Annotated in this window: 17 protein-coding genes and 1 pseudogene; 9 read left to right on the top strand and 9 right to left on the bottom strand. The window is 74.8% G+C overall.

Translation table 11 applies throughout. The annotated features are described in order from the left end of the window. Nucleotides 1–241: 241 nt before the first annotated feature. The gene (locus tag ACQPXD_RS38575; protein ID WP_432826954.1) at nt 242–1,453 is read right to left on the bottom strand and encodes a serine hydrolase domain-containing protein; all 1,212 of its coding nucleotides are present in this window, start codon (nt 1,451–1,453) and stop codon (nt 242–244) included. A gap of 135 nt (nt 1,454–1,588) precedes the next feature. Here ACQPXD_RS38575 and ACQPXD_RS38570 point away from each other — a divergent pair, with 135 nt between their 5' ends. Both ACQPXD_RS38570 and ACQPXD_RS38565 read left to right on the top strand, forming a co-directional pair. Further along, complete coding sequence (locus ACQPXD_RS38570; RefSeq protein WP_432826952.1) at nt 1,589–2,728, top strand: sensor histidine kinase; 1,140 nt, start codon at nt 1,589–1,591, stop codon at nt 2,726–2,728. Further along, the gene (locus tag ACQPXD_RS38565) at nt 2,725–3,396 is read left to right on the top strand and encodes a response regulator (RefSeq protein ID WP_432826950.1); all 672 of its coding nucleotides are present in this window, start codon (nt 2,725–2,727) and stop codon (nt 3,394–3,396) included. The genes ACQPXD_RS38570 and ACQPXD_RS38565 overlap by 4 nt, the downstream gene beginning before the upstream one ends. A gap of 55 nt (nt 3,397–3,451) precedes the next feature. On the opposite strand, the gene ACQPXD_RS38560 is transcribed toward ACQPXD_RS38565, so the two are convergent. The 3 genes and pseudogenes from ACQPXD_RS38560 to ACQPXD_RS38550 all read right to left on the bottom strand — a co-directional run. Then, nucleotides 3,452–4,429 carry a hypothetical protein gene (locus ACQPXD_RS38560; protein WP_432826948.1) on the bottom strand — a complete coding sequence of 326 codons (978 nt, stop codon included), beginning with the start codon at nt 4,427–4,429 and terminating at the stop codon, nt 3,452–3,454. 103 nt (nt 4,430–4,532) lie between these two features. Continuing rightward, nucleotides 4,533–5,813, bottom strand: a complete 1,281-nt coding sequence (locus tag ACQPXD_RS38555) for a multidrug effflux MFS transporter (protein WP_432826946.1) — start codon at nt 5,811–5,813, stop codon at nt 4,533–4,535. An 89-nt stretch (nt 5,814–5,902) separates the two neighbouring features. Continuing rightward, nucleotides 5,903–6,316, bottom strand: a pseudogene (locus ACQPXD_RS38550) (LD-carboxypeptidase); the annotation flags it as partial. A 29-nt stretch (nt 6,317–6,345) separates the two neighbouring features. On the opposite strand from ACQPXD_RS38550, the gene ACQPXD_RS38545 reads away from it, so the two are divergent. After that, nucleotides 6,346–9,720: an ATP-binding protein gene (locus ACQPXD_RS38545; RefSeq protein WP_432826944.1), complete on the top strand. Its 3,375-nt coding sequence runs from the start codon at nt 6,346–6,348 to the stop codon at nt 9,718–9,720. 571 nt (nt 9,721–10,291) lie between these two features. Here ACQPXD_RS38545 and ACQPXD_RS38540 read toward each other — a convergent pair. After that, entirely contained in the window at nt 10,292–11,671 is a 1,380-nt protein-coding gene (locus ACQPXD_RS38540) for a MopE-related protein (RefSeq protein WP_432826942.1), read from the bottom strand. 237 nt (nt 11,672–11,908) lie between these two features. Between ACQPXD_RS38540 and ACQPXD_RS38535 the strand changes: the two genes are divergently transcribed. Next, on the top strand, nt 11,909–12,799 hold the full coding sequence (locus ACQPXD_RS38535) for a helix-turn-helix domain-containing protein (RefSeq protein WP_432826940.1): 891 nt from the start codon (nt 11,909–11,911) through the stop codon (nt 12,797–12,799). On the opposite strand, the gene ACQPXD_RS38530 is transcribed toward ACQPXD_RS38535, so the two are convergent. Further along, on the bottom strand, nt 12,796–13,380 hold the full coding sequence (locus ACQPXD_RS38530) for a TetR/AcrR family transcriptional regulator (protein WP_432826938.1): 585 nt from the start codon (nt 13,378–13,380) through the stop codon (nt 12,796–12,798). The two genes, ACQPXD_RS38535 and ACQPXD_RS38530, sit on opposite strands and share 4 nt — an antisense overlap. Before the next feature lie 90 nt (nt 13,381–13,470). Between ACQPXD_RS38530 and ACQPXD_RS38525 the strand changes: the two genes are divergently transcribed. Beyond that, on the top strand, nt 13,471–14,430 hold the full coding sequence (locus ACQPXD_RS38525) for a ketopantoate reductase family protein (protein ID WP_432826936.1): 960 nt from the start codon (nt 13,471–13,473) through the stop codon (nt 14,428–14,430). A gap of 58 nt (nt 14,431–14,488) precedes the next feature. On the opposite strand, the gene ACQPXD_RS38520 is transcribed toward ACQPXD_RS38525, so the two are convergent. Beyond that, nucleotides 14,489–14,848 carry a hypothetical protein gene (locus tag ACQPXD_RS38520; RefSeq protein WP_432826934.1) on the bottom strand — a complete coding sequence of 120 codons (360 nt, stop codon included), beginning with the start codon at nt 14,846–14,848 and terminating at the stop codon, nt 14,489–14,491. A gap of 14 nt (nt 14,849–14,862) precedes the next feature. After that, a complete protein-coding gene (locus tag ACQPXD_RS38515) occupies nt 14,863–16,251 on the bottom strand; it encodes a ferredoxin reductase family protein (RefSeq protein ID WP_432826932.1) in 1,389 nt (462 codons plus the stop codon). A 95-nt stretch (nt 16,252–16,346) separates the two neighbouring features. On the opposite strand from ACQPXD_RS38515, the gene ACQPXD_RS38510 reads away from it, so the two are divergent. Together ACQPXD_RS38510 and ACQPXD_RS38505 are read left to right on the top strand one after the other, a co-directional pair. Beyond that, the gene (locus ACQPXD_RS38510) at nt 16,347–17,054 is read left to right on the top strand and encodes a response regulator transcription factor (protein ID WP_432826929.1); all 708 of its coding nucleotides are present in this window, start codon (nt 16,347–16,349) and stop codon (nt 17,052–17,054) included. Beyond that, nucleotides 17,051–18,544 (top strand): ATP-binding protein, encoded by a 1,494-nt coding sequence (locus tag ACQPXD_RS38505; RefSeq protein WP_432826927.1) that lies wholly within the window; start codon nt 17,051–17,053, stop codon nt 18,542–18,544. The genes ACQPXD_RS38510 and ACQPXD_RS38505 overlap by 4 nt, the downstream gene beginning before the upstream one ends. Here the strand turns inward: ACQPXD_RS38505 and ACQPXD_RS38500 are convergent. Next, nucleotides 18,541–19,281, bottom strand: coding sequence for a LamG-like jellyroll fold domain-containing protein (locus ACQPXD_RS38500; RefSeq protein ID WP_432826925.1), 741 nt, complete (start codon nt 19,279–19,281; stop codon nt 18,541–18,543). The two genes, ACQPXD_RS38505 and ACQPXD_RS38500, sit on opposite strands and share 4 nt — an antisense overlap. A gap of 133 nt (nt 19,282–19,414) precedes the next feature. Between ACQPXD_RS38500 and ACQPXD_RS38495 the strand changes: the two genes are divergently transcribed. Together ACQPXD_RS38495 and ACQPXD_RS38490 are read left to right on the top strand one after the other, a co-directional pair. Further along, nucleotides 19,415–20,476, top strand: coding sequence for a hypothetical protein (locus ACQPXD_RS38495; protein WP_432826923.1), 1,062 nt, complete (start codon nt 19,415–19,417; stop codon nt 20,474–20,476). Between the two features lie 72 nt (nt 20,477–20,548). Continuing rightward, nucleotides 20,549–21,745, top strand: coding sequence for an ROK family protein (locus ACQPXD_RS38490; protein ID WP_432826921.1), 1,197 nt, complete (start codon nt 20,549–20,551; stop codon nt 21,743–21,745). Nucleotides 21,746–22,926 lie beyond the last annotated feature (1,181 nt).

The following is a 22,926-nucleotide window of genomic DNA, read 5'->3' as shown; positions in this document are numbered from 1 at the left end:
CCCGACGCGCTTGCCGCGGTCCCCACCGCCACGACGGGCACGAGGCCGATCGCGGCGGCGACGCAGAGCCTGAGCAGTGTGCGTGCCGTTCTTCCTCGTCCTGGTCGTCGAGAAATCTGAACACTCCTTTGCGCTGGTCCGTTGGGATGGTCGTCGTGCTCCTAACGATGGCCATCGATCTCGGACCGGAGTAGTCATCTTTTACATGACACGCCTCTTTTCGCGGCGCGCGCCGGCGTGACTACTTGGCGCAGAGGGCGTGGTCGATGAGGTCGATCGTGATGTCCTTCGTGGGGGCCGGGACGCCCGGAGCAGGCTTCAGCGAGTCGCTGTTGATGGTCACCATCACGCTGCGGGAGCCGTCCGGGGTGGCGCCGTTGCGGGTGCGGAAGCCGTGGATGTCGCCGCCGTGGGACCAGGAGCCGCCGCACGAGTTCGGGATCCACATCAGGCCCAGACCGTAGCGGGCGCCGGGCCAGTTCTGCTGGAACTCGGGGTTGGTCGGCACCGTCCGCCGCATCTCGGCCAGCTGGGCCGGCTTGAGCACGCGGCCGGACAGCAGCGCCCGCAGGAAGCGGTTGCCGTCGTCGGGGGTGCTGATGATCGCGCCGGCCGCGCCGCCCCACGACGGGTTCAGTTCGGTCGCGTCGATCGGCTCGCCGTACTGCGGATCCTCCGGCGTCGCGCCGGGGCCGGGAAAGCGCTCGTAGCCGACGGCGTGCGGCGGGGGAATCACCGGCGAGGTGTCCGGCGTGTATGTGTCGTGCAGTCCGAGCGGGCGGATGATCCGGGCCCGTACCTCCTGCTGCCAGGTGTGCCCGGTGACCCGTTCAATGATCATCCCGGCGAGCGCGTAGTTGGTGTTCGAGTAGGACCAGCTGGTGCCGGGCGGGAAGTTCGGCGGGAAGGCCATCGCCAGCCGTACCGCTTCATCGGCGGTGACCGTCCGGTAGCGGTTCGCCTCGAAGTCCGCCTGGTTGAACAGCCACGGCATGCCCTGCACGTAGTCCGGCAGGCCGCTGGTGTGCTGCAGCAGCTGGCGCACGGTGATGGCGCGGCCGTCGTTGCCGTTGCCGCGCACGACGCCCGGCAGCCACCGCTCCACGCGGTCGTCGAGCGACAGCCGGCCCTCGCCGACCAGCTGCAGCAGCGTCGCCGAGACGAACGTCTTGGTGTAGCTGCCGACGCGGAACTTGGCGTTCCACGGTACCGGGGTCCGCGCGGCCACGTCGCCGTAGCCGCTGCGCACCGAAAGGTCGCCGCGCGCCGTGTCGAGGCCGACGAGGACCCCGGGGGCGCCGTAGGGCAGCAGCGCGTCGGCGTCGCGCTGCAGGATCGACCGGAGGTCGGTGCGGGGGCGCTCGCCCGCCTCGGCGGTGCCGGTTCCGGCCGCGACCCCGGCCCCGAGGACCAGCGCGGTCAGCGCCGCCGCTGTGATGCGTCGTTTCGTCATACCGGCCACGCTATGGATCGCATCGACGAACGTCGTCACCCGGCGGCGGCAACCTCGGGTACCACTCCTGGGGTATCGACGGATACCTCGTTCGGCGGTCGCCCCGTAAGGGGAGGCGCCACTACCGTCGATGGGGTGCGGATCCTCCTGCGCTCGGCCCTGGTGGACGTGCTCCTCGCCGTCGTGCTCAGCGGGCTGACCGTGCTCACCCGCGTGCAGCAGCACGACGGTGCCGTCTCGTGGGCCGAGGGCGCGCTCGCCGCGCTGACCGTCGCGCCGATCGCGCTGCGCCAGCAGGCGCCGGTGCTGACCATGGCGGTGATGCTGGCCGCGGCGACCGGGTTCGCCGTGCTGTGGACCGGCCAGTTCCCCGACGGCGGCGTGGGCATGCTCGTCGGGATGTTCACCGTGGCCACGCAGCGCCGGCGCGCCGTCGCGGCGGTGACGTTCGTGGCGGCGGTGTCCGTGGCGGTCCTCGTGGTGTACCTCACCTCGGCCGACAACCCGGCCACCTGGCCGCAGGCGGCGCAGGGGGCGCTGCTCGTCGGCGGCGCCTGGGCCCTCGGCGAGAGCACGAAGGGCTGGTCGCTGCGGGCCGAACGGCTCGCCGCGCAGGCGGCCCACGCGGCGGCGAACGAGCGGGTGCGCATCGCCCGGGAACTGCACGACATCGTCTCCCACCACATGTCGGTCATCTCGCTGCAGGCCGGGCTCGCGGAGTACGTGCTGGACAGCGACCCGCCGACGGCCCGCACGGCGATCGCGACCGTCGGCGCGGCCAGCCGGGACGCGCTGCTGGACATGCGCCGGCTGCTCGACGTGCTGCGGATCGAGCCGGGCACCGAGCCGGACGCGGGCGGCGGCGAGGAGTACCGTCCGCAGCCGGGACTGGCCCAGCTGGAGGAGCTCGTGCACCGTACCCGCAGCGCCGGACTGCCGGTCGAGGTCGCGGTGACCGGCCGGGCGTATCCGCTGCCGCCGGGGCCGGACCTGTGCGTCTACCGGGTCGTGCAGGAGTCGCTGACCAACGTGCTCAAGCACGCCGGCCCCGCGACGGCCCGGGTCGAGCTCGACTACGGCCACCGCGCGCTCACCGTGCGGATCAGCGACGACGGCGCGCGCCCGGCCCGGGCACAGCACGCGTCCCGCCCGTCGCACGGTATCCGGGGCATGCGCGAGCGCGCCGAGCTCTACGGCGGCGTGCTGACCGCCGAGCCCGCGCGGGCGGGCGGCTTCACCGTGCAACTGCGCCTGCCGGTGACGGAGTCCGCGTGACCATCCGCGTTCTCGTCGCCGACGACCAGCCGCTGATCCGGGCCGGGCTCGTCGCGCTGGGCCAGGCCGCGCCGGGCATCGAGATCGCCGGGGAGGCCGGCGACGGCGCCGAGGCCGTGGCGCTGACCGCGCGAACCCGCCCGGACATCGTGCTGATGGACATCCGGATGCCGGTGCTGGACGGCATCGCCGCCACCCGCCGGATCCTCGCCGACGGGGCCGAGCACCGGCCGCACGTCGTCGTGCTGACCACGTTCGATCTCGACGAGTACGTCTACACGGCGCTCGCCGCCGGCGCCTCCGGCTTCCTGCTCAAGGACACCCCGCCGCAGCGGATCATCGCGGCCCTGCACACGATCGCGGCCGGCGACATCCTCATCGCGCCGCGGATCACGCACCGGCTCATCGCCGCCTACGCCGACAAGCACCGGGCCGCCGCCGGCGGCGCGCGCCTGAACGACCTGACCGGGCGGGAGACCGAGGTGCTGCGCCTGGTCGGCACCGGCCTGACCAACACCGAGATCGCCGGCCGCCTGGTGCTCAGCGAGGCGACGGTCAAGACCCACGTCAAGCGGCTCATGGGCAAGCTCGGCCTGAGCAGCCGCGCCCAGGCCGTGGTCGTCGCCTACGAGTCCGGCCTGGTCGTCCCGTCGGCCCCGGACCGCTGACGGCTCCCGCCCCGCCCGCGGCGGCGGTGCCGGTCAGCGTGTTCGGTGATCGGGGCTACGAGCCGATGGGGGCCGGGGCGGGCTGGCCCAGCGGCAGGGGAGCGCTCAGCGCGAGGGCGACCACGTCGGCGGCCCGGTCCGGGTCGATGCCGGCCGCCTCCGCCACGTAGCCGATCAGGAATGGCTTGAGCTGGGCCGGGTCGCCGAACGCGGTGAGCTCGGCGAGGCCGTCGATGACGGCGCTGAGCGCGGGGGAGCCGGCCGGGGAGACGACGCAGGTGTGGTCGTGCACGACGCCGGTCAGCGGCAGCGGCAGGGGCACCCGCAGGCCATCCAGGGCTTCCGGGCGGATCGGGGGCAGGCCGGCGTCGACCGAGACGCCGCCGTGGGTGGCCAGGATGCTGTACCGGGTCAGGTCGGACGCGGCCGGGAAGTCGGGCTTCTCCGCGGTCGTCACCGCCTCGTACGCGGCCCACAGCCGCGGGTCGATCACCGCCCGGTCGACGGAGGCCAGCCGCACGCCGGCCTCCTCGAGCCGCCGGACGGTCCGCTCGGGCCACGCGTTGTGCCGGGGGCCGGTCCAGACGGTGACCGCCCAGCCGGCGGCGCGGGCCGTCGCCGCCCAGGCCAGCACGTTGTCGAGGGTGGCCGGGCGGATCTCCCCGCCGGCCCAGCAGACGTGCAGCTCGGCGGCGGGGACGGCGGAGGGCAGCCGGCGCAGCACGCCGAGGTCCGCGACGACCTCCAGCTGCTCGGCCACCTCCAGCAGCAGGTTGCCGAGCACGCCGGCATCGGCGCCCGCCGCCGTGGCGACCCGGGCGCCGGCGATCGCGTCGATGCGGCGCAGCGTCGCGGTCATCGCCGCCAGCCGGTCTTCCGTGGCGACCAGGCCCGGCGGCAGTGTCCGTTGCATGGTGTTGTACTCGTTGATCTGCCCGACCAGGTCCCGCAGGAGCCGCGAGTCGGTGAGGGTCGCGACCGGCAGGAGGCCGATCGTCCGCGTGATGCGATGCCGGAGCTGCTGGGGCTGCATTCGGCTCTCCTTATGGCTGCGATCGGCGATGGAGACGCCGAAGGAGGCCCCGGAGATACATCCTGTCGGAAGTCCGACAGGACAAATTACCGTCGGTAGTGGATCAGTGCGCGATCGCGACCGCCGGCTCGGCGGTCTCGGCCGGTAGGCGCCACGGGCGGACCACCAGCCACAGCGCCAGGCCGGCGGCGACCATGCCGCCGAAGACCACGACCGCCATCGCCACCGCGCCGACACCGATCAGGCCGACCAGCGGCGCGGCGAGCGCGCCGAGCCCGAACTGCACCGCGCCGAGCAGCGCCGCGGCGGTGCCGGCCGCCTCGCCGTGGCGGGAGAGGGCGATGGCCGGGGCGTTGGGCATGGCGAGACCGACCATGGCGAGCACCGCCCACAGCGGGATCAGCACGCCAGCCAGGCCGCCGACGTGGGTCGCGGCGAGCACCAGCAGGACCCCGCCGGCGGCGACCCCGGCCGTCAGCGCGCCGGTGAGGATCTGCTGCGGCGTCCACTGGCGCAGCAGCCGCACGTTGAGCTGGGTGGCGCCGATCAGCCCGACCGCGCCGCCGGCGAAGACCAGCGCGAACTGCTGCTGGCTCATGCCGTACCCCTCCTGGAACACGAAGCTCGAACCGCTCACGTAGGCGATCAGCGCGACCATCGCCAGGCCCGTGACGACGATCAGCCCCACGTAGACCCGGTCGGTGAACAGCCGCACGTAGTCGCGGGCGGTGCCGGCCACCCCGCCGCCGCGGCGGCGCTGCACGGGCAGCGTCTCGGGCAGCGCCAGCGCGGTGGACACCATGATGAGCAGGCCGGCCACCGCGAGCACCACGAACACGCCGCGCCACTGGGCCAGGCGCAGCACCAGCCCGCCGATGGTCGGGGCGAGGATCGGGGCGACGCCGACCACGAGCATCAGCCGGGAGAGCAGCCGGGCCGCGGCGAGGCCGCTGAACAGGTCCCGCACGACGGCCATGGCCACCACCGAGGCGGCCGCCGCGCCGAGGCCCTGCAGCACCCGCAGCGTGCCGAGCATTGCCAGGTTGGGCGCGAACACGCACAGCACCGAGGCCACCACGTGCACGCCGATGCCGGCCAGCAGCGGCAGGCGCCGGCCCATCGCGTCGGAGAGCGGGCCCACCACGAGCTGGCCGAGCGCGAGGCCGAGCAGGGTGCCGGTCAGGGTCAGCTGGACGGCCGCGGCGGAGGCGTGCAGGTCGGTGGTGATCGTCGGCAGCGACGGGAGATACATGTCGATGGTGAGCGGCCCCAGCGCGGTCAGGAAGCCGAGCAGGAGCACGAGCCGGAACCGGCGGCCGGCGGGCAGCAGCTCGCCGGGGGAGAGATCGGCGTCGGGCGGGGTCGTCGTCAGAGTCTCGGCCACGATGGGGACAAGCCCCGACGGTCATGACTTCTTCCGCGCGCGGCCGATTGTAACGTCCGTCACTCCGTTGCGGTGCTGACCGCTACCGGGCCCCACAGCCACTGGTGCAGGTTGGTGTTGTCGCTGGTGCCCAGGAACGGCTTCGGGTCGCGGCGGGCGAGCCCGGCGTCGAGGTGCGGCACGACGGTGATCTGGTCCTCGCCGCCGATGACGGCGAGCACCCCGCGGATGTCCGGGTCGGCGAACGCGGCGTTGATGTCGGCGGCCCGGTCCCGCGGCGACGCACCGACCCGCCGCGTCGTCGGATACTCGACCAGGATCAGGCCGGTCACCTCGGTGAGCCGGCGCATGGCCTGCTCGTGCACCGCGGGAAAGGCGCCGGCCGCCGCGAACGACGGCGAGAGCACCGCGATGCGGTCGCCCGGGCGGGCCTTGGGCGGATGGATCAGCTCGCGTCCCGGGCCCGGACGGATAGACGACTCTGACGCTTCGCGCACGGCCATCACGGTAGCCGGGCGAGTACTCTCTGCGCGTGCGGGTGGGCGTGCTGGGTCCGATAGAGGTGCTCGACGGCGTCCGCGCGGTCGATCCGGGCCCCCGCAAGCAGCGTGCACTGCTGGCCGCGCTGGTCCTGCACCGGCCCCGGGCAGCGTCGGTCGACGCGCTGATCGACCTGGTCTGGGCCGGCGAGCCGCCGCCCGCGGTGGCGAACTCGCTGCACGGCTACATCGCCGGGCTGCGCCGGGCGCTCGAGCCGCAGCGGGCCGTGCGGAGGCCGGCGTCGGTGCTGGTGACGGCGGCACCGGGATACGCCCTGCGGCTCGCCGACGACGACGTGGACGCCGCGCGGTTCGCCGCGGCCGTCGGGGCGGCGCACCGCCGCCTGGCCGGCGGCGACGAGTGGCACATCCCGGCCGCGCCGGCCGGGCTGACCCGCGCGGATCTGGCCGAGCTCGCGGCGCGGCTCGACGAGGCGCTCGGCTGGTGGCGCGGCACCCCGTACGCCGACCTGGACGAGGCCGACGCCGCGCTCGCCGAGCGGGCCCGGCTGGCGGAGCTGCGGCTGGTCGCCCGGGAGGACCTCGCCCTCGTCCGGCTGGAGCTCGGCGAGTGCGCCACCGTGGCGGCCGACCTGGAGGCGCTGGCCCGGCAGCACCCGTTGCGGGAGCGGCTGTGGGCGCTGTGGGCCCTGGCGCTGGCGCGCGCCGGACGGCAGGCCGCCGCGCTGGAGGCGCTGCGGGGCATCCGCCGGCAGCTGGCCGACGAGCTGGGCGTGGAGCCCGGCGCCGCGGTGCGGGCCCTGGAGGTCGGGATCCTGCGCCAGGACCCGGCGTTGTCCGCGACGGCTCCGGTCGCGCCGCCGCCGCCGGTTTCGGCCGATCCCTCCACCTGGCCGATCGTCGGCCGCGACGCCGAGCTGACCGCGCTCACCGGTCTGCTCGCGCCGGCCGAGCGGGGGCAGGCGCGCTTCGCCGCGGTGGTGGGCGAGCCCGGCGTGGGCAAGTCCCGGCTCGTGGCCGAGCTGGGTCGCCGCGCGGCCGAGCGGGGATTCGCCGTGCTCGGCGGCCGTTGTTCGCAGGATGAGGGTACTCCGCCGTTCTGGCCTTGGGCGGCCGTGCTGCGAGACCTGACCGCGGCGCTGGGCGTCGACGTCCCCGACGAAGCGGCCGGGCTCGCCGGGCCGGCGCCGGGCGGGGCCGCCGCGGGCGCTCCCGGGACGCCCGCCGTCGAGGCGGAACGATTCCGCATCAGCGACGCCGTCGCCCGGCTGCTGGCCACGGCGTCCGCCCGGCGGCCGCTGCTGGTCACGCTGGAGGATCTGCACTGGGCGGACCCGTCGTCGCTGCGGCTGCTGTACCACCTCGCCGAACACCTCGGCCCGGCCCGGGTGCTCGTCGTCGTGACGCGGCGCCGGCATCCCGAGCCGGCGGGCCTGCTGGCCGAGGCCGGCGCGGCGTTCGGCCGCCGCCACGCGCTGCGCCTCGACCTCGCCGGGCTCGACGAGGACGGCGTGGCCGGCCTGGCGACCCTCGTGACCGGCGAGCGGCCGGCGCCGGCGCGGGTCGGCGCGCTGCGCGAGCGCACCGAGGGCAACCCCTTCTTCCTGGTGGAGCTGCTGCGGCTGTCCGCCGACCCGGCCGAGGCCGTGCCGGCCGCGGTGACCGACGTCGTGGCCCGCCGGGTCGCCCGCCTGCCCGAGCGCACCCAGGAGGTCCTGCGGACCGCCGCGGTGATCGGCCGGCGGCAGGAGCTGGGGCTGCTGGCCGCCGCCGCCCAGGCCGACCCGGACCGCCTGCTCGACGATCTCGACCCCGCGCTCGCCGCCGGGATCGTGGTCGAGGGGCCCGCGGCCGAGTCGTTCCGCTTCGCGCACGCGCTCGTCCGCGACGTGGTCTACCGGCAGCAGCCGGCCACCCGCCGGGCCCGCCGGCACGCGATGGTCGCCGCGGCGCTGGGGGAGGACTCGCGGCTCGCCGAGAGCGCCCGGCACTGGCTGGCGGCCGGACCCCGCCACGCGGCGACCGCCTGGCACAGCGCGGCCCGCGCGGCCGGGCAGGCCCGGCGCATGCACGGCTACGAGGAGGCCGCGGCGCTGCTCACGGCGGCGGTGGCGGCGCAGGACCGGGACCGGGAGTGTGCACCGGCCGAGCGCTACGACCTGTCGATGGCGTGGGCGGACGCGTGCCGCTGGGCCGGCGACCGGGAGCGGCAGCTGGCCGCGCTGGACCGGGCCGGCCGGGCCGCGGACGCCCTCGGCGACGTGACGCGGCTGGCGCGCGCCTGCGTCGGCGCGGCGGAAGGCTCGGTGTGGACGATCCGGGACGTCTTCGTCGTGCACGCGCCGGCCGTGTCGGCGCTGCGGCGGGTGCTGCGCGGGCTGCCGGCCGGCGACGGCGACCTGCGGTGCCGGGCGCTGCTCACGCTGGCCGGCGAGCTGCACTTCGCCGACGCCCGGCCGGAGCGTGAGGCGCTGGCCGGGGAGGGGCTCGCGATGGCTCGGCGGATCGGCGACCCCGCGCTGCTGGCGTGGGCGGCCGCCACGGCCGGCGTGGCGATCTGGTCGGCGGACAACGTGGCCGACCGGGCGCGCACGATCGACGACGCGCTCGAGCGGGCCGGCCTGCGCGACCCGGTGCCCGACGACCGCCGGGCCGAGCAGGCCGCCCGCACGATGCTGCTGACCCGGCGGGCCGTCACCAGCCACGAATCGGGCTCGACCGGGCGGCTGTGGCACGACCTCGCGGAAGCCCGCGCGGGCGCCGAGCGCCTGCGGATGCCGTTCGCGCTGCTCGTCCTCAACAGCATCGAGATGCCGTGGCGCGCGATGCGGGGCGATGCCGGCCGGGTCGACGAGCTGATCGCCGAGGCGGAGGAGCTGACCGCGCTCTCCGGCCTGCCCCAGCGCGAGATCTTCGTGCTGGCCTCGCTCGTCTTCGTCCGCATCTGGCAGGGCCGGGCGGCGGAGCTGCTGCCGCCGCTGCGGGCCATGTACGAGACGGCGCCGGGACCGGCCCGTCCGCTGTATCTGCTGGCGTTGCTGCGCTCCGGCGACCGGGACGGGGTGCGGTCGGTCGTCGAGGCCGGCCCGTTCTGGCGGGCGGGCACCGCCTGGGGCCTGACGTTCGATCTGGCGCTCGCCGCGCATGCCGCCTTCGTGCTGGGGGCGGCGCCGCTCGCGGCCGAGGTGTACCAGTCGCTCGCCCCGTATGCCGGCCGCCCGGCGGTGGTCGGTTCGGCCGGCGCGATCGGCCCCGTCGACGCCTACCTCGCGCTCGCCGCGGCGGCGAACGGCGAGCGCGACGCCGCCCGCCGGCACGCGGACGACGCCACCGCACTCGCCACCGCCTGGGACCTGCCCGTGGTGATCGAGTGGCTCACCGGCCTGCGCGGGCGGGCCGGGTTCTGAGCTGTCTCCCGCGCCGGCTCCACTCGCGCTGCGGCTCCACTCGCGCCCGGCTCCACCCGCGCCGCGCGGGAACCGGCGCCGCTGGACGCGATGCCCGCCGGTGACCACGTGGTGCTCTGCCCGCAGGTCTCAACACTCTGGGGCGGGTGTGATCGGCGCTCACGTCCCACATCTCGGGCGCTGCACGTCGCGAAGCACAGCGCAGCGACCGGAAGTCTCCGTGATCATGCACAACCGGCATCGACACCAACGGCTTTTCATGATCACGGAGTGGTGATGTACTCCCGTGTACCGGAAGTCTCCGGGATCATGGCAAACCCGTGGTGCGGTCACCGCGAGCATCATGATCACGGAGACTTTCAGCCGCCCCTGGCCGGGCGGATCGGACGTCGCGCCCGCCGGGTGCGATGTCCGTACCGACCCGTCGCGCTGCGCTGCCCGGGGGCCGGCGCCGACGGCCGCTTGCGGCCCGCCGACGCCCGGCCTGCGACGGTCGCCTGACCATCGGCACGATCGGGCGCCGGCGACATCCACCACACCAGCGGACGTGACCCCGGCCCGCCCGGCGGCGCTACCCGGCGACGGGCAGCGTCAGCGCGAGCCCGTTGACGCTCGAGGTCACCGCCTGCCGGACCACCCGGCCGGGCACCTCGATCGGCGTCGGCGCGGCGACCCCGCCCGCGGTGCCGGTCCCGGCGCTGCCGTTGGCGTTGGCGCCCCAGGCCAGCATCGATCCGTCCGCCCGGGTCAGCAGGACGTTGGCCGAGCTGTCGTGGTCCAGCCCGATCACCGGCGCGCCGGCGGGCAGCGGGACCGGCATCGGCACCCTGGTGCTGGACCCGGGCGGCACGATCGGGGTGAGCTCGCCGTTGAGGTTGCGGCCCCACATGTACACCGAGCCGTCCTCCTGCAGCGCGGCCGCCGTGGAGCCCGAGCCGGCGATGTCCACCACCGCGCCGCCGGACCCGAGGCCGGTCACGGGATTGGGCCGGTGCTCGGAGGTCGGGCCGTTCGTGTGGTACTCCCGGCCGAGCTCCGCACTGGAGCTGCCACAGGACAGCACGGTGCCGTCCTTGCGCAGGAAGAGCATCACCGAGCCGGAGCCCGCGATCTGGCGGATGTTGTCCAGCCCCGCGATGGGCGCCGCGAAGGGCCGCGGGGCCGAGGGCGCGCCGAGGCAGCGCACGGCTCCCCAGGCCGTCACGGTGCCGTCCGCCATCAGGGCGTAGGCCGCCCCGTAGGCCGCCTCGACGTCGCGGACCCCGGTCAGCGGGGTGCCCGGCGCGGTCAGCACCAGCCCGGGCCGGTTGCGCGGGGCACCGCTGGTGCCGTCGCCGAGCTGGCCGTTGGCGTTGAACCCCCAGGTCACGACCGTCCCGTCGGCGCGCACCGCGGCCGCGGCGAAGTCGTGCGCCGCGATCCGGCGGACGTCGGAGAGCTCGCCGGTGCCGTCCAGCCCCACGACCGGCGCCGGGGTCTCCCGGTAGGGGCCGTCGAAGGTGCCGGACCCGAGCACGCCGGCGTTGTTGCCGCCCCAGGAGAGCAGCCGGCCGTCGGCGAGCAGGGCGAAGCCGGCGTTGGAGCCCAGCTCGGCCCGCACCACACCGTCGGGCACGACCGTCACCGCGGGCGTGCGCACGTCGGGACCGGCGTGGCCGGTGCCGGCCGTGCCGTTGCTGTTGCGCCCCCAGCCGTAGAGCTTGCCGGGCGGCGCGTCGGCGGAACCGCCGTCGCAGTCGTCGTCCCACCCGTTGCCGGGGAACTCGACCTGACCGGGGTGTACCGCCCGGTCGTCGTCCGCGCAGTCCACGGCGGCCGTCCAGCCGTCGCCGTCCGCGTCCGGCCACGGCGCGCCCCCGTCCGCCCACGCGGCCGGCGCGGTGACGGCCAGTCCCGCCCCGGCCGTCACCACCGCCGCGAGCAGCGCCGCCGCCCGTTTCCACCTATGCATGTCGCACTCCGTTCCACTTGAGCGCCGAGGCCGGCCCGGTCGGCCGGTCGGTCGCGGCGACAGCGTGCGGGGAGGCACTGGATGTCGACTGGGAACGGAGTGGGACGGCCCGCCGACGGACCCGTGTGACCGCGACCACCGGCGGAAGTTACGTTGCGTTTCATCGAACATCAACGTTGACTTGGGTGGTACTGGGCGAGGTTGCAACGGTAGGAGCGAGGGATGCCCGGAAGGCGGTTGACCGGTGAGGATCGGGAGCGGATCGCGGCTGGGCTGTCCGACGGGATGGGGTACGCGGAGATCGCCCGGCGGCTCGGCCGGCCGACGTCCACGATCAGCCGCGAGGTCGCGCGCAACGGCGAACCCGGCGGCTACTGGGCCGACCACGCGCAGCGGGCCGCCGCGCGCCGCGCGCCCCGGGGCCGGCCCGCCTGCGCCGCGCGGCCGGCGAGAACCGGAGACGGCTTCCCGGAGTCGTTCGCGGTCGTGCTGACCCGCACCGGGCTGCCCCGGATGGCCGCGCGCGTCTTCGCCTGCCTGCTCACCGCCGCGTCCGAGAGCCTCACCGCCGCCGATCTGGTGCAGCGGCTGCGGGTCAGCCCGGCGTCGGTGTCCAAGGCGATCGGGTACCTCGAGCCGATGGACCTCGTCGTCCGCGCGCCCGGCATCGGCAGCCGCCGCGAGCGCTATGCCGTGGCCGGCGACGTGTGGCAGCGGGCCTGGCGCGCCGACACCGGCGCGCACGCCGAGGTCGCGGCCGCCGCGCTGCGCGGGGCCGAGCTCGTCGGCCCCGACTCGCCGGCCGGCGCCCGGCTGCGGAGCATGGGCCGGTTCTTCGCCCGGCTCAGCGACCGGATGGGCGGCGGCGGCCTCGCCGACGTCGTGGTCCAGGACGCGCTCACCGTGCTCGCCGCGCTCGTGCATGCCGCCGCACCGCTGGCCGCGGCCGACCTGGCCGCGGCGCTGGGCTGGCCGCGGCCGCGGGTCGCCGACGCCTTGGCCGCGCTCGAGCGGCGGCCGGTCCTCGCCGACCCGCTGGAGCTCGTGCCGGTCGGGTCCGCGACCTACGCCGTGGCCGCGCGCCCGGACCGCCTGACCCCGGCCCAGCGCGCGGCGCTACGGCCCTAGGCAGGGGCGGTTGAGCGCGGCCGGCGCAGCCCGTCCAGCACGAGGGTGATGACACCGTCGGCCTCGGCCCGCCAATCGGGGCGGTCATGGGCCGCACCGATGCCATGCAGGGCCATCATGACGGCACCGGCACCCACGTCGTCGCGGACGGTGCCGTCCCGCACGGCGGCGGCCACCAGGTCGGTGACCGCCTGCTCCAGCGCCCGGCTGCCCTCGGCGAGCGCACCCGAGCCGGCGGCCATGAGTGTGGCCAGCGTCCGGGCGAGGCCCTGGTAGGCGTGCAGGTAGTCGACCATGCCGCGCAGGAAGGTCGCCAAGGCCTCGTCCGCGGGCAGCGTGGCCTGGAGCTGGCGGGCGCGGTCGCACAGCGTGGCGACCTCCTCGTGGTAGACCGCCTCGGCCAGCGCCTCCCGGGTGGGGAAGTGGCGGTACAGCGTGCCGGTGCCCACACCGGCCAGGCGGGCGAAATCATCGAAGCGCAGGTCGAAGAAGCTTCCGGCGTCGAAGATCTCCCGCGCCTTGGCGAGTAAGGCGTCGCGGTTGCGCTGGGCGTCGGCACGCAGCGGCTTGGCGGCGGTCATGCGAAACCTCGCGTTGACAAACGGAAACTACCTCCATATTTTGGAAAGTGGAGATGACCTCCAAATCGATTGTATCCCACGAGGTGCAGCTTGAAGATCCTGATGTTCGGCCGAGGCGTGATCGCCACCATCTACGGCTGGGCCCTGGAACGGGCCGGGCATGACGTCGAGTTCTACGTCCGGCCGGGCCGCGCGGCGGCATACGGTGAAACGATCGACCTCGATCTGCTCGATACGCGGCGGCGGGTGTGGGGGCGGCCCGTCGTCCAGCGGTGGCCGGTGCGCTACCGCGAGGAGCTGGCGGCGGACCACGACTTCGACCTGATCGTGCTCAGCGTGCAGCACTACCGCCTCGCGGAGGCCGCGGACTTCTTGGCACCGCGCGTCGGCAAGGCCACGGTGCTGGTCTTCGGCAACCTCTGGGCCGAGCCGCTGGCCGCGATCGGCGCACTCCCCGTCGACCAGGTCGCCTGGGGCGCTCCCCAGGCCGGCGGCGGCTTCGGCGAGGACGGCGTGCTCCGCGGGGCACTGCTGCGGCCGGTCGTCTTCGGCACCTTCGGCCGGCCCCCGACCGAAGGTGAGCGGGCCGTGCGCCAGGCGTTTCGCGAGGCCGGGTTCCGGCCGCGGGAGCACCCCGACTTCCGCGGCTGGCTGTGGGTCCATTGGTTGGCGGGCGCGGGCCTGCACTCGCAGAGCCTGCGGCTCGGTTCGCTGGCCAAGCTGGCAGGGGCGACGGGCGACCTGCGCGAGGCGCTGCTGACCAGCCGCGAGCTGCTGCCGCTGGTCGAGGCGCGGGGCATCGACCTGCGACGTCACCGGGGCGGTGTGCTGGCGCTGCGTGCGCCCACCTGGCTGACGGCCCGCGCACTCGCGTGGATGACCGCTCATTTCGCGCCGGTGCGCGTGAATTTTACGGCGCACTCCGACCCCGGGGCCGAGGAGCCGCGTGCGGTCTGCCGAGACACCCTGGCGGAGGCACGCCGGTTGGGCGTCGCGGTGCCGCGACTGGAAGCGGCGGAACCGAGCTTCGCCCACGAGGGAAAGCGCTGAGTGAGCGGCTACGAGGCCTGACCCCGGCCCAGCGCGCGCTGGGCCCGGGCCGCCCGCCTCAGCCGCCGGCACCGCCGGGCGCACCGGCACCGTCGGGCATGCCACCGCCGGCACCGCCGGGCATGCCACCGCCGGGAGCGCCGGGCATGCCACCGCCGGGAGCGCCGGGCATGCCACCGCCGGGAGCGCCCGGCACGGCGCCGCCGGGAGCGCCGGGGCCGCCGGGCTGGTTGCGGGGGAGCTGGTTGCAGATGGCGGCGATCTGGGACATCGACGGTTTCGCGCCGGTGCCGCCGTCGCCGCCGATCAGGGACAGCGGGGGAAGGTACTTGGTGCCGATGTGCACCTGATAGCCGATGAGCACGCCGACCACGGCCAGGCTGAGGGTGGAGAAGATCCAGAGGGTGACTCGGTGCATGGGAGGCTCCTTCGTTACCAGGTGAACTCTTCGGTGTGCAGCCGGCCGCGGGGCACGCCGGCCTTGAGCGCCGCGGTGTGGACGCTGGTCATCCAGCGCGGTGGGCCGCAGAGGTAGACGTCCGAGTCGGCGACGCCGGGCGCCAGCCGCGCGAGGTACTCGGCGTCGGAGGTGTCCGCGGGCACCGACCGCGGCAGCCACGAGTCGTCGTCACGGCGGGGCCCGGCCAGCACGTGGAGGGTCAGCCCGCGCTGTTCGGCCAGCTCGGCCAGCTCCGCGGCGAACAGCGCGCCGTCCGGATCGGACACGCGGTAGACGAGCGTGGCGTCTCCCGGCTCGTAGGGCAGCTCCTCCAGCAGCGCGCGAATCGGGGTGATGCCGGTGCCCGCGGCGATGAACACCAGCCGGTCCCTGGTCCGGAGGTCGGCGGTGAGGCGGCCGTACGGCCCCTCGATCAAGGCCCGGGTGCCGGCCTGGAGCGTGGCCGCCCGGGCGCTGCCGTCGCCGACGTCCTGGATGGTGACGCGCAGGAAGTCGGCCCGGGGCGCCATCGACACCGAGTACGGGTGGGCGCGGGACCAGCCGGGGCCGTCGAGGAATCGCCAGAAGCAGAACTGGCCGGCCCGCAGCGGCAGCTCATTCAGCCGCCGCCCGCCGACCAGCACCGACGTTGTGCCGGGGGCCTCGGTGACGACCTCCAGCACCCGCAGCCGGTGGTACCACGACCGCCACAGCGGCAGGGCGACGCGGAAGATCAGCACCGCGAGGGCGGCGGCGAGGTAGAGCGTCCACCAGTAGACCCGCGCCCAGGCGGTCTGCCGGAAGTCGGGGCCGACCAGGATCTGGTGCGGCAGCGCCAGCCCCATGCCGGCGTAGGTGTACAGGTGGATGAGGTGCCACGACTCGTACCGCAGCCGCCGGCGGGCCGCCCGGATCGACAGCGCGACGGCGACGACGATCAGCAGGGTGCCGATGACGGCCATCAGGATGCCCGGCTGCCGGATGACGACCCACCACAGCTTGTCCCACCCCGAGTCCTGCGTGGCGTAGACGATGACCGTCAGTACCACGTGCGCGACCATCAGCCAGAAGGACACGAAGCCGGCGATCCGGTGGCGGCGCGCCAGCACGTCGAAGCCCCAGGCGCGCTCGATGACCGGGATCCGGGCCACCATCAGCACCTGCAGCAGCATCAGGTTGGACGCGAGCAGGCCGGTGGGCAGGACCAGCGTGGCGGGCGCGTTGACGTCGAGTTTCTGGATTCCCTGGTTGGACACCCACAGCCAGATGACCACCACGTTGCTGGCCAGGGCGGCGACGCCGAAGAGGTCGCCCCATCCCCGCCACGCCACGCGACGGGTGCCCGGCGGGCTCAGCGTGATGTCGCTCGTCGATGTGCTCACGGAGGTCACGATGGCGCACGTTTGTCAGATTTGGATCAAACGTCGAATCCGTCGCTCTGATCCAACTTTGATCTGCGCCCGGCATCGTCGTGGCCATGGACAGCGCGCGCATCCTGGTCGTCGACGACGAGCCGAACATCTGTACCCTCGTCGCCTCGACGCTGCGGCTCGTCGACTTCACCACGCGCGAGGAGCACTCCGGCAGCGCGGCGCTGGCCGCCGTCGCCGAGTTCCGCCCCGACGTGGTGCTGCTCGACGTGATGCTGCCCGACCTGGACGGCTTCGAGGTGGCCCGCCGGCTGCGCCGCGGCGGCCAGGACGTCGCCATCCTGTTCCTGACCGCCCGCGACGCCGTGGTGGACCGGGTGGCCGGGCTCAGCTCGGGCGGCGACGACTACGTGACCAAGCCGTTCAGCCTCGAGGAGATCGTCTGGCGGATCCGGGCCATCCTGCGCCGCACCGCCGCCAAGCCGGACCAGCCGGCCGGCGCGGGGCTGCGCTTCGCCGATCTCGAGCTGTCCGAGGAGACCTACGAGGTGCGCCGCGGCGGCACGGCCGTCGCGCTGTCGATCACCGAGTTCAAGCTGCTGCGCTTCTTGATGCTCAACGCCGGGCGGGTGCTCAGCCGGGCCCAGATCCTGGACCGGGTGTGGGACTACGACTTCAGCGGCGACGGCCAGATCGTCGACACGTACGTGTACTACCTGCGCAAGAAGCTCGATCCGCTCGGGCCGCGGCTGATCCAGACCGTCCGCGGCGCCGGCTACTGCATGCGGCTCGGCCAGGGCCCGAACGGCTCGTGATCGGCGCCCGGCCGCGCCGGTGGGCGCACTGGACCGTGCGGGCGCGGCTCGCGGTCACCATGGTCATCGTCTGCGGCTGCACGTTGCTCGCGGTCAACCTGATCGGCGCCGAGCTGCTGCGCGGCTACCTGGCCGACCGCCTGGACGCCCAGCTCGACCGGATCAGCCAGGCGCCATACTGGCTCACCGAACTGCCCGACTCGCCGCGCGAGTCGGCCCTGATCCAGCGGCTCGGCGACGTGCAGGGCGCGCCGATCAACGTCGTCGTCTACGACCGGTCCGGGCGCTGGAACACGCTGCTGACCAGCCCGGAGACGGCCGGGCCGGTGGCCTCCTTCGCCTCCGCCCGCGCCCACGCCGGCCTCGGCCCCTACACCGTCGACGGCGGGGCCGACGCCGCGCCGTGGCGGGTCGTCGCGGTGACCGGCCCGGACGGTGAGATCGTCGCGGTCGCGCTGTCCGCGGCCCAGGTCAGCGCCACGGTCGACCGGATGCTGCTGGCCGGCGTCATCCTCAGCCTGTTCGCGATCGTGCTGGTCGCGGCGGTCGCGGCCACGGTGGTGCGGGTCGGGCTGCGGCCGCTGACCCGGATGCAGGAGACCGCCACCGCGATCGCGGCCGGATCGATCATGGCCCGGGTCGCCGACACCGACCCGCACACCGAGCCCGGCCGGCTGGGCAGCGCGCTGAATGCGATGCTGGGGCGGATCGGCGCCGCGCTCGCCGTGCGGGCGGCGTCCGAGCAGCGGCTGCGGCAGTTCCTCGCCGACGTCTCGCACGAGCTGCGCACGCCGCTGACTTCGATCCGGGGCTTCGCCGAGCTGTACCGCCGGGGCGGCGGCACCACCCGGCCGGAGCTCGACGTGACGATGCGCCGGATCGAGGACGAGGCGACCCGGATGACCGCCCTGGTCGAGGACCTGCTGCTGCTGTCGGCGCTGGACGAGGACCGCACGATCGAGCTGCTCCCGGTCGACGTCGTGACCGTCGCCGAGGACGCGGCCCGCGACGCCCGGGTGCGCCACCCGGACCGCGAGATCGTCGTCGACGCGGTGCCGTCCGCCCCGGTGCGGGCCGACGAGGACCGGCTGCGGCAGGTCGCCACGAACCTCGTCGCCAACGCCCTCACCCACACCCCGCCGCGGGCGCGGATCACCATCCGGGTCCGCTACGCCCGGCCGCCCGGACCCGAGCCGGCGGTCGCCATCGGCCCGGTGCCGGCCGGGCCGGTCGCCGTCCTCGAGGTCAGCGACAACGGCCCCGGCATCCCGCCCGAGCACGCCGCCCACGTCTTCGAGCGGCTGTACCGCAGCGACGCGAGCCGGGAGCGGCGCGCCGCCGGCGGGGCCGGCCTCGGCCTGTCCATCGTGGCGGCGATCGTCACCGCGCACGACGGGCGCATCGAGCTGCTGCCGGCCGACCCGACCGGGGCCACCTTCCGGGTCCTGCTGCCGGCCGATCCCAGCCTGCTGTGCCCGGGCACGGGTTAGCCGAGGGCGATCCAGACGTCGTCGAGGGTGCCGTGGAACTGGTCGTTGTCGAGGCCGTCGCCCTTGCCGCCGATGCTCAGCGGCACGGTGTTGGCGACCGAGAGGGTGGCCGGGATCGCGACGGTGGCGTGGACCGCGCCGTCGACGAGCAGGGTGAGCGCCGGGCCCGCGCGGCGGCACTCCAGGGTGTGCCATCGCCCGTCGGCGACGGAGACGTCGGACTGGGCGAGGTGGATGCCGCGGACCGTGTTGTCCGACAGCACACAGCTGGGGCGCCCGGCGGTGCCGTCGATCTGCAGCTTGTACTGCCCGCCCGCCGCGGAGTACCCCTTCTGCAGGACGTTCTCGCCGGACCCGGTGGCGTGCCGGCCCAGGCGGACCGAGGCGCCGTAGCGGATCGGGCCCGGGCCCGGGTTGAGCTCCGGGGCGTCGGCGGCCTGCAGCACCGCGTGCGGGCAGGACTTGCCGACCTTGCACTTGGCCGGGAAGGCGGCCGCCCGGCCGGAGCCGCGGCCGGCCAGCGTGATCTTGCCGCCGTGGCCGGCGAACGCGGTCAGCGTGTGGCCGTGGCCGGAGTCGTCGGCGACGGTCCGGCCGGGCGCGGTGTTGTCGAAGGTGTACCGGGCGACGACGACGGGCGCGGTCGGCGTAACGGCCGCCGCGAATGTCGCCGTGGCCGGCAGCATGACCGCCGCGGCGGCGGCCAGCGCGGCGGCGAGGTTCCCCCATGTCTTCATGTCCGGAATGTCGCATATTTAAGGCATGAACCGGTACGATTCCGCCGTCGTGTCGGTCACTATCGGCGGTCGTTCGGACGACCGAGGGTCACCCGAACCGGGTGGACGTGATCCGCTCTGCCAAACTGGCGGCATGCGGTGGGCGGCGCTGGTCACGATCGTCGCCCTGCTCGTCCTGCTGCCGGGCGCGCCGGCCCAGGCCCGGGCCGACGGCCCGCAGGAGGTCTGCCGCATCACCGACCCGGCCGTCATCGAGGCCTCCGGCTTGGCCGCCCTGCCCGGCGGCGGCTTCCTGGTCGAGAACGACTCCAACCCGGAGCCGCGCAAGATGCGGCTGTTCTACCTCGGGCCGGACTGCGCGCTGACCCGCAGCGTCGGCTACCCCACCACCGCCCGCGACCCCGAGGACCTCGCCGTGGACCGCAAGGGCGTGGTCTGGATCGCCGACATCGGCGACAACAGCCCGCTGACCGGCGGCTCCGGCAAGCGCCGCGACTCGATCGCGCTGTGGACGCTGCAGCCCGGGTCGAAGACCATGAAGATCCATCGGCTGCGGTACCCGGACGGCGCGCCCCGCGACGCCGAGGCGCTGCTCATCGACGGCGCCGGCCGGCCGGTCATCGTCACGAAGGACCCCGGCGGCGAGGTGTTCCGCCTCGACACCCCGCTGCCCACCGACAACGCCACCGGCGCCGCGCTGAGCGCGGTCGGCCACTTCACGCCCGCGCACAGCGGCACCGACAACCCGCTGGGCTTCATCGGCAACTCGTTCATCACCGGCGCGGCGGTGTCGCCGGACGGCACCCGCGCGGTGGTCCGTACGTACTCCGACGCCTACGAGTTCGACGTCAAGGACGGCGACGTCGCGGCCGCGATCACGACCGGCACCTCGCGGGTCACCCCGCTGCCCGGCGAGCCGCAGGGCGAGGCCATCGCCTACACGCTCGACGGCACGGCCTTCCTGACCGTGTCGGACCAGTCCGGGCCGGTGAGCATCCTGCGGTACCCCATCAGGAACCGGCCGACGCCGAGTCCGGCCGTCGCGGCCAGTAGTGCGCGCCCCTCGGCGAGTCCCTCGCCCGCCCCCACGCCGGTGCGCGACACCCGGGCCCGCGCGGCCCTGCTGATCGGCGCATTCGTGGTGGTCGGGCTCGCGCTGGTGGGCGCGGTGGCCCGGCGGGCCCGGCGGCGCTGACCCCTCGCCTCGACGCACCCGCAGTCGCGTGACACGATCGCTACCCAGGGATCATTCGGGGAGGACAACGCGGTGGTGCGCATCGAGGTCGAGCGGGCGACGACGCGCGACATGCGCCGGCGCAACCGCTCGACGCTGCTGTCGGAGCTGTTCTTCCGCGGCCCGCTGAGCCGGCACGACCTGAGCCGGATCACCGGGCTGAGCGCCGCCACCGCCAGCAGCGTCACGGCCGAGCTGCTGCACGAGGGCCTGATCATCGAGGCCGGGCAGATCGAGTCCGACGGCGGGCGCCCCCGGGTGCTGCTGCGGGTCAACCCCGGCTTCGGCCGATTGGTCGGCGCCGACGTGGGCGAGACCGGGGTCAAGGTCGAGCTGTTCGACCTGTCCATGAGCCGCCTGGCCACGATCGACGAGCCGCTGCCGTCCTCGCGCCCCGACCCGGCCGCGGTCGCCGGCCAGCTGGAGGCGGGCATCCGCGCGGTGCTCGCCGGCGTCGAGCCGTCGGCGCTGGTCGGCATCGGCATCGGCGTGCCCGGCACGGTGGAGCAGGCCGCGCCGGCCCGGGTCTACGCCCCGACGCTGGGCTGGCGCGGGGTGTCCTTCCACGAGCTGCTGCAGGACCGCGGCATCACCGCCCCGCTGTTCGTCGAGAACGGCGCCAAGACGCAGGGCCAGGCCGAGATGTGGTTCGGCGCCGGGCGCGGCGCGGGCAACGCCGTCATCGTCCTGGTCGGCTCGGGCGTCGGCGCCGCCGTGATCACCAACGGCACCGTCTACCGCGGCGCCAGCAGCAGCGCCGGCGAGTGGGGCCACACCACGGTCGTCTACGGCGGCCGGCCGTGCCGCTGCGGTGCCCGCGGCTGCCTGGAGGCCTACGTCGGCGCCGAGGGGATCCTGGAGCGGTACCGCCGGGCCGACCCCACCCGGCCCGCCGCCGACGGCGAGATCGCCGACCTGTCCGCGCTGCTCGCCGCCGACACCCCGGCCGCCGCCGAGACCCTCGCCGAGACCGCCGGCATCCTCGGCGCCGGCATCGGCAACCTGGTCAACCTGTTCAACCCGGAGCGCGTCGTGCTGGGCGGCTGGGCCGGCCTGGCGCTGGGCGCCCGGCTGCTGCCGCAGATTCGCGCCGCGGCCCGCGAGCAGGCCCTGGAGCACCCCTTCGGCCAGGTGAGCATCGAGCTGTGCGAGCTCGGCCCGGACGCGGTCGCCTTCGGCGCGGCGACGCTGCCGATGGCGGAGCTGCTGCGCCGCGCCTCCCGCCCCTGAGCCGCACCCCTCGGCCGGACCCGTCCGACTTACACGTCCAGGCGCGGGGTCCCGTGATGACGTCCCACCTCTCGGACGCTGCCCGCCGCGGAGCGCCGCGCGCGACAAAAAGTCTCCACGATCATGCCCAACTCCGCACCGACACCCGGGTTTTTCATGATCCCGGAGAGTCTTGGTACACGGGTGTACATCAGCACTCCGTGATCATGAAAAACCCGCGTCGCGGCTCCCGCGAGCATCATGATCCCGGAAACATTCGTCCGGCCGGTCCGCGGTCGATCGGCACTGACGCGGTCGCCTCGGCCGTCGACGCTGTTTATGGCAGAGCTGCCGTGCGGCCCTTGTCGCGCCGTGCTTGCGGTGTCGCGCCGTGCCGTGCCGTGTTGCGCTGCGTGTGCCGCCCCGCGCCGCGTCGCCTCGCCCCCGCGCCGCCCGCGCTGCCTCGCCTCGCGCCGCCCGCGCTGCCTCGCCTCGCGCCGCCCGCGCCGCCCGCGCTGCCTCGCCTCGCGCCGCCCGCGCTGCCTCGCCTCGCGCCGCCCGCGCCGCCCGCGCTGCCTCGCCTCGCGCCGCCCGCGCTGCCTCGCCTCGCGCCGCCCGCGCTGCCTCGCCTCGCGCCGCCCCGCGCCGCGCCGCCCCGCGCCGCGCCGCCCCGCGCCGCGCCGCCCCGCGCCGCGCCGCCCCGCCTCGCGCCGCCTCGCGCCGCCCCGTGTCGCGTTGCGCTTGACGCGCCTGACCTCGACGCTCGGGTTGGGGCATTAGCGATTTTCCGCCTGTCAGGCGATAAATCCGAAATGTCGGGCGCCCCAGCGCCCGACATTTCGGATATCTCTGGCTCGTGGGAAGAAGCCCGGAGGGGTGCGGTCGCGTTCACGAGCAGAGCGCTGCCGTGGCTGGCGGCGTCGCAAGAGCCCGGCTCAAGCGAACCTTAACGGCACCCCTTTTTTCGCCTCTTTTATTGACGGGCGATGGATGGCGGTCATAGCCTCGCCTCCAACTGGAAGGGTGCTTAACAGACGCCCGTCCGGACCGATCGGGTGCCCCGGTAAGCGGACGGCCGGGGCACCGACTCGCGCGTCAATTCGCAGGCCAGGACCTTAGTTCGGGTCGTGTATTGACGCGTGGCCGGGGCCAGGAATAGCCTCCGGTGGATCTGTTAAGTAACCTCACAGATCGCCCGCCCC

Source organism: Dactylosporangium sp. CA-092794 (genome assembly GCF_050948465.1).
GTDB lineage: Bacteria > Actinomycetota > Actinomycetes > Mycobacteriales > Micromonosporaceae > Dactylosporangium.
The sequence above is the reverse complement of the archived record's forward strand: the minus strand, read 5'-3'. Positions and strand labels throughout refer to the sequence as shown.

Coding starts and splice junctions, on each gene's coding strand:
- ACQPXD_RS38500 (WP_432826925.1), bottom strand. CDS start 19,281: ATGAAGACATGGGGGAACCTCGCCGCCGCGCTGGCCGCCGCCGCGGCG.
- ACQPXD_RS38560 (WP_432826948.1), bottom strand. CDS start 4,429: ATGCAGCCCCAGCAGCTCCGGCATCGCATCACGCGGACGATCGGCCTC.
- ACQPXD_RS38575 (WP_432826954.1), bottom strand. CDS start 1,453: ATGACGAAACGACGCATCACAGCGGCGGCGCTGACCGCGCTGGTCCTC.
- ACQPXD_RS38520 (WP_432826934.1), bottom strand. CDS start 14,848: ATGCACCGAGTCACCCTCTGGATCTTCTCCACCCTCAGCCTGGCCGTG.
- ACQPXD_RS38495 (WP_432826923.1), top strand. CDS start 19,415: ATGCGGTGGGCGGCGCTGGTCACGATCGTCGCCCTGCTCGTCCTGCTG.
- ACQPXD_RS38540 (WP_432826942.1), bottom strand. CDS start 11,671: ATGCATAGGTGGAAACGGGCGGCGGCGCTGCTCGCGGCGGTGGTGACG.
- ACQPXD_RS38510 (WP_432826929.1), top strand. CDS start 16,347: ATGGACAGCGCGCGCATCCTGGTCGTCGACGACGAGCCGAACATCTGT.
- ACQPXD_RS38530 (WP_432826938.1), bottom strand. CDS start 13,380: ATGACCGCCGCCAAGCCGCTGCGTGCCGACGCCCAGCGCAACCGCGAC.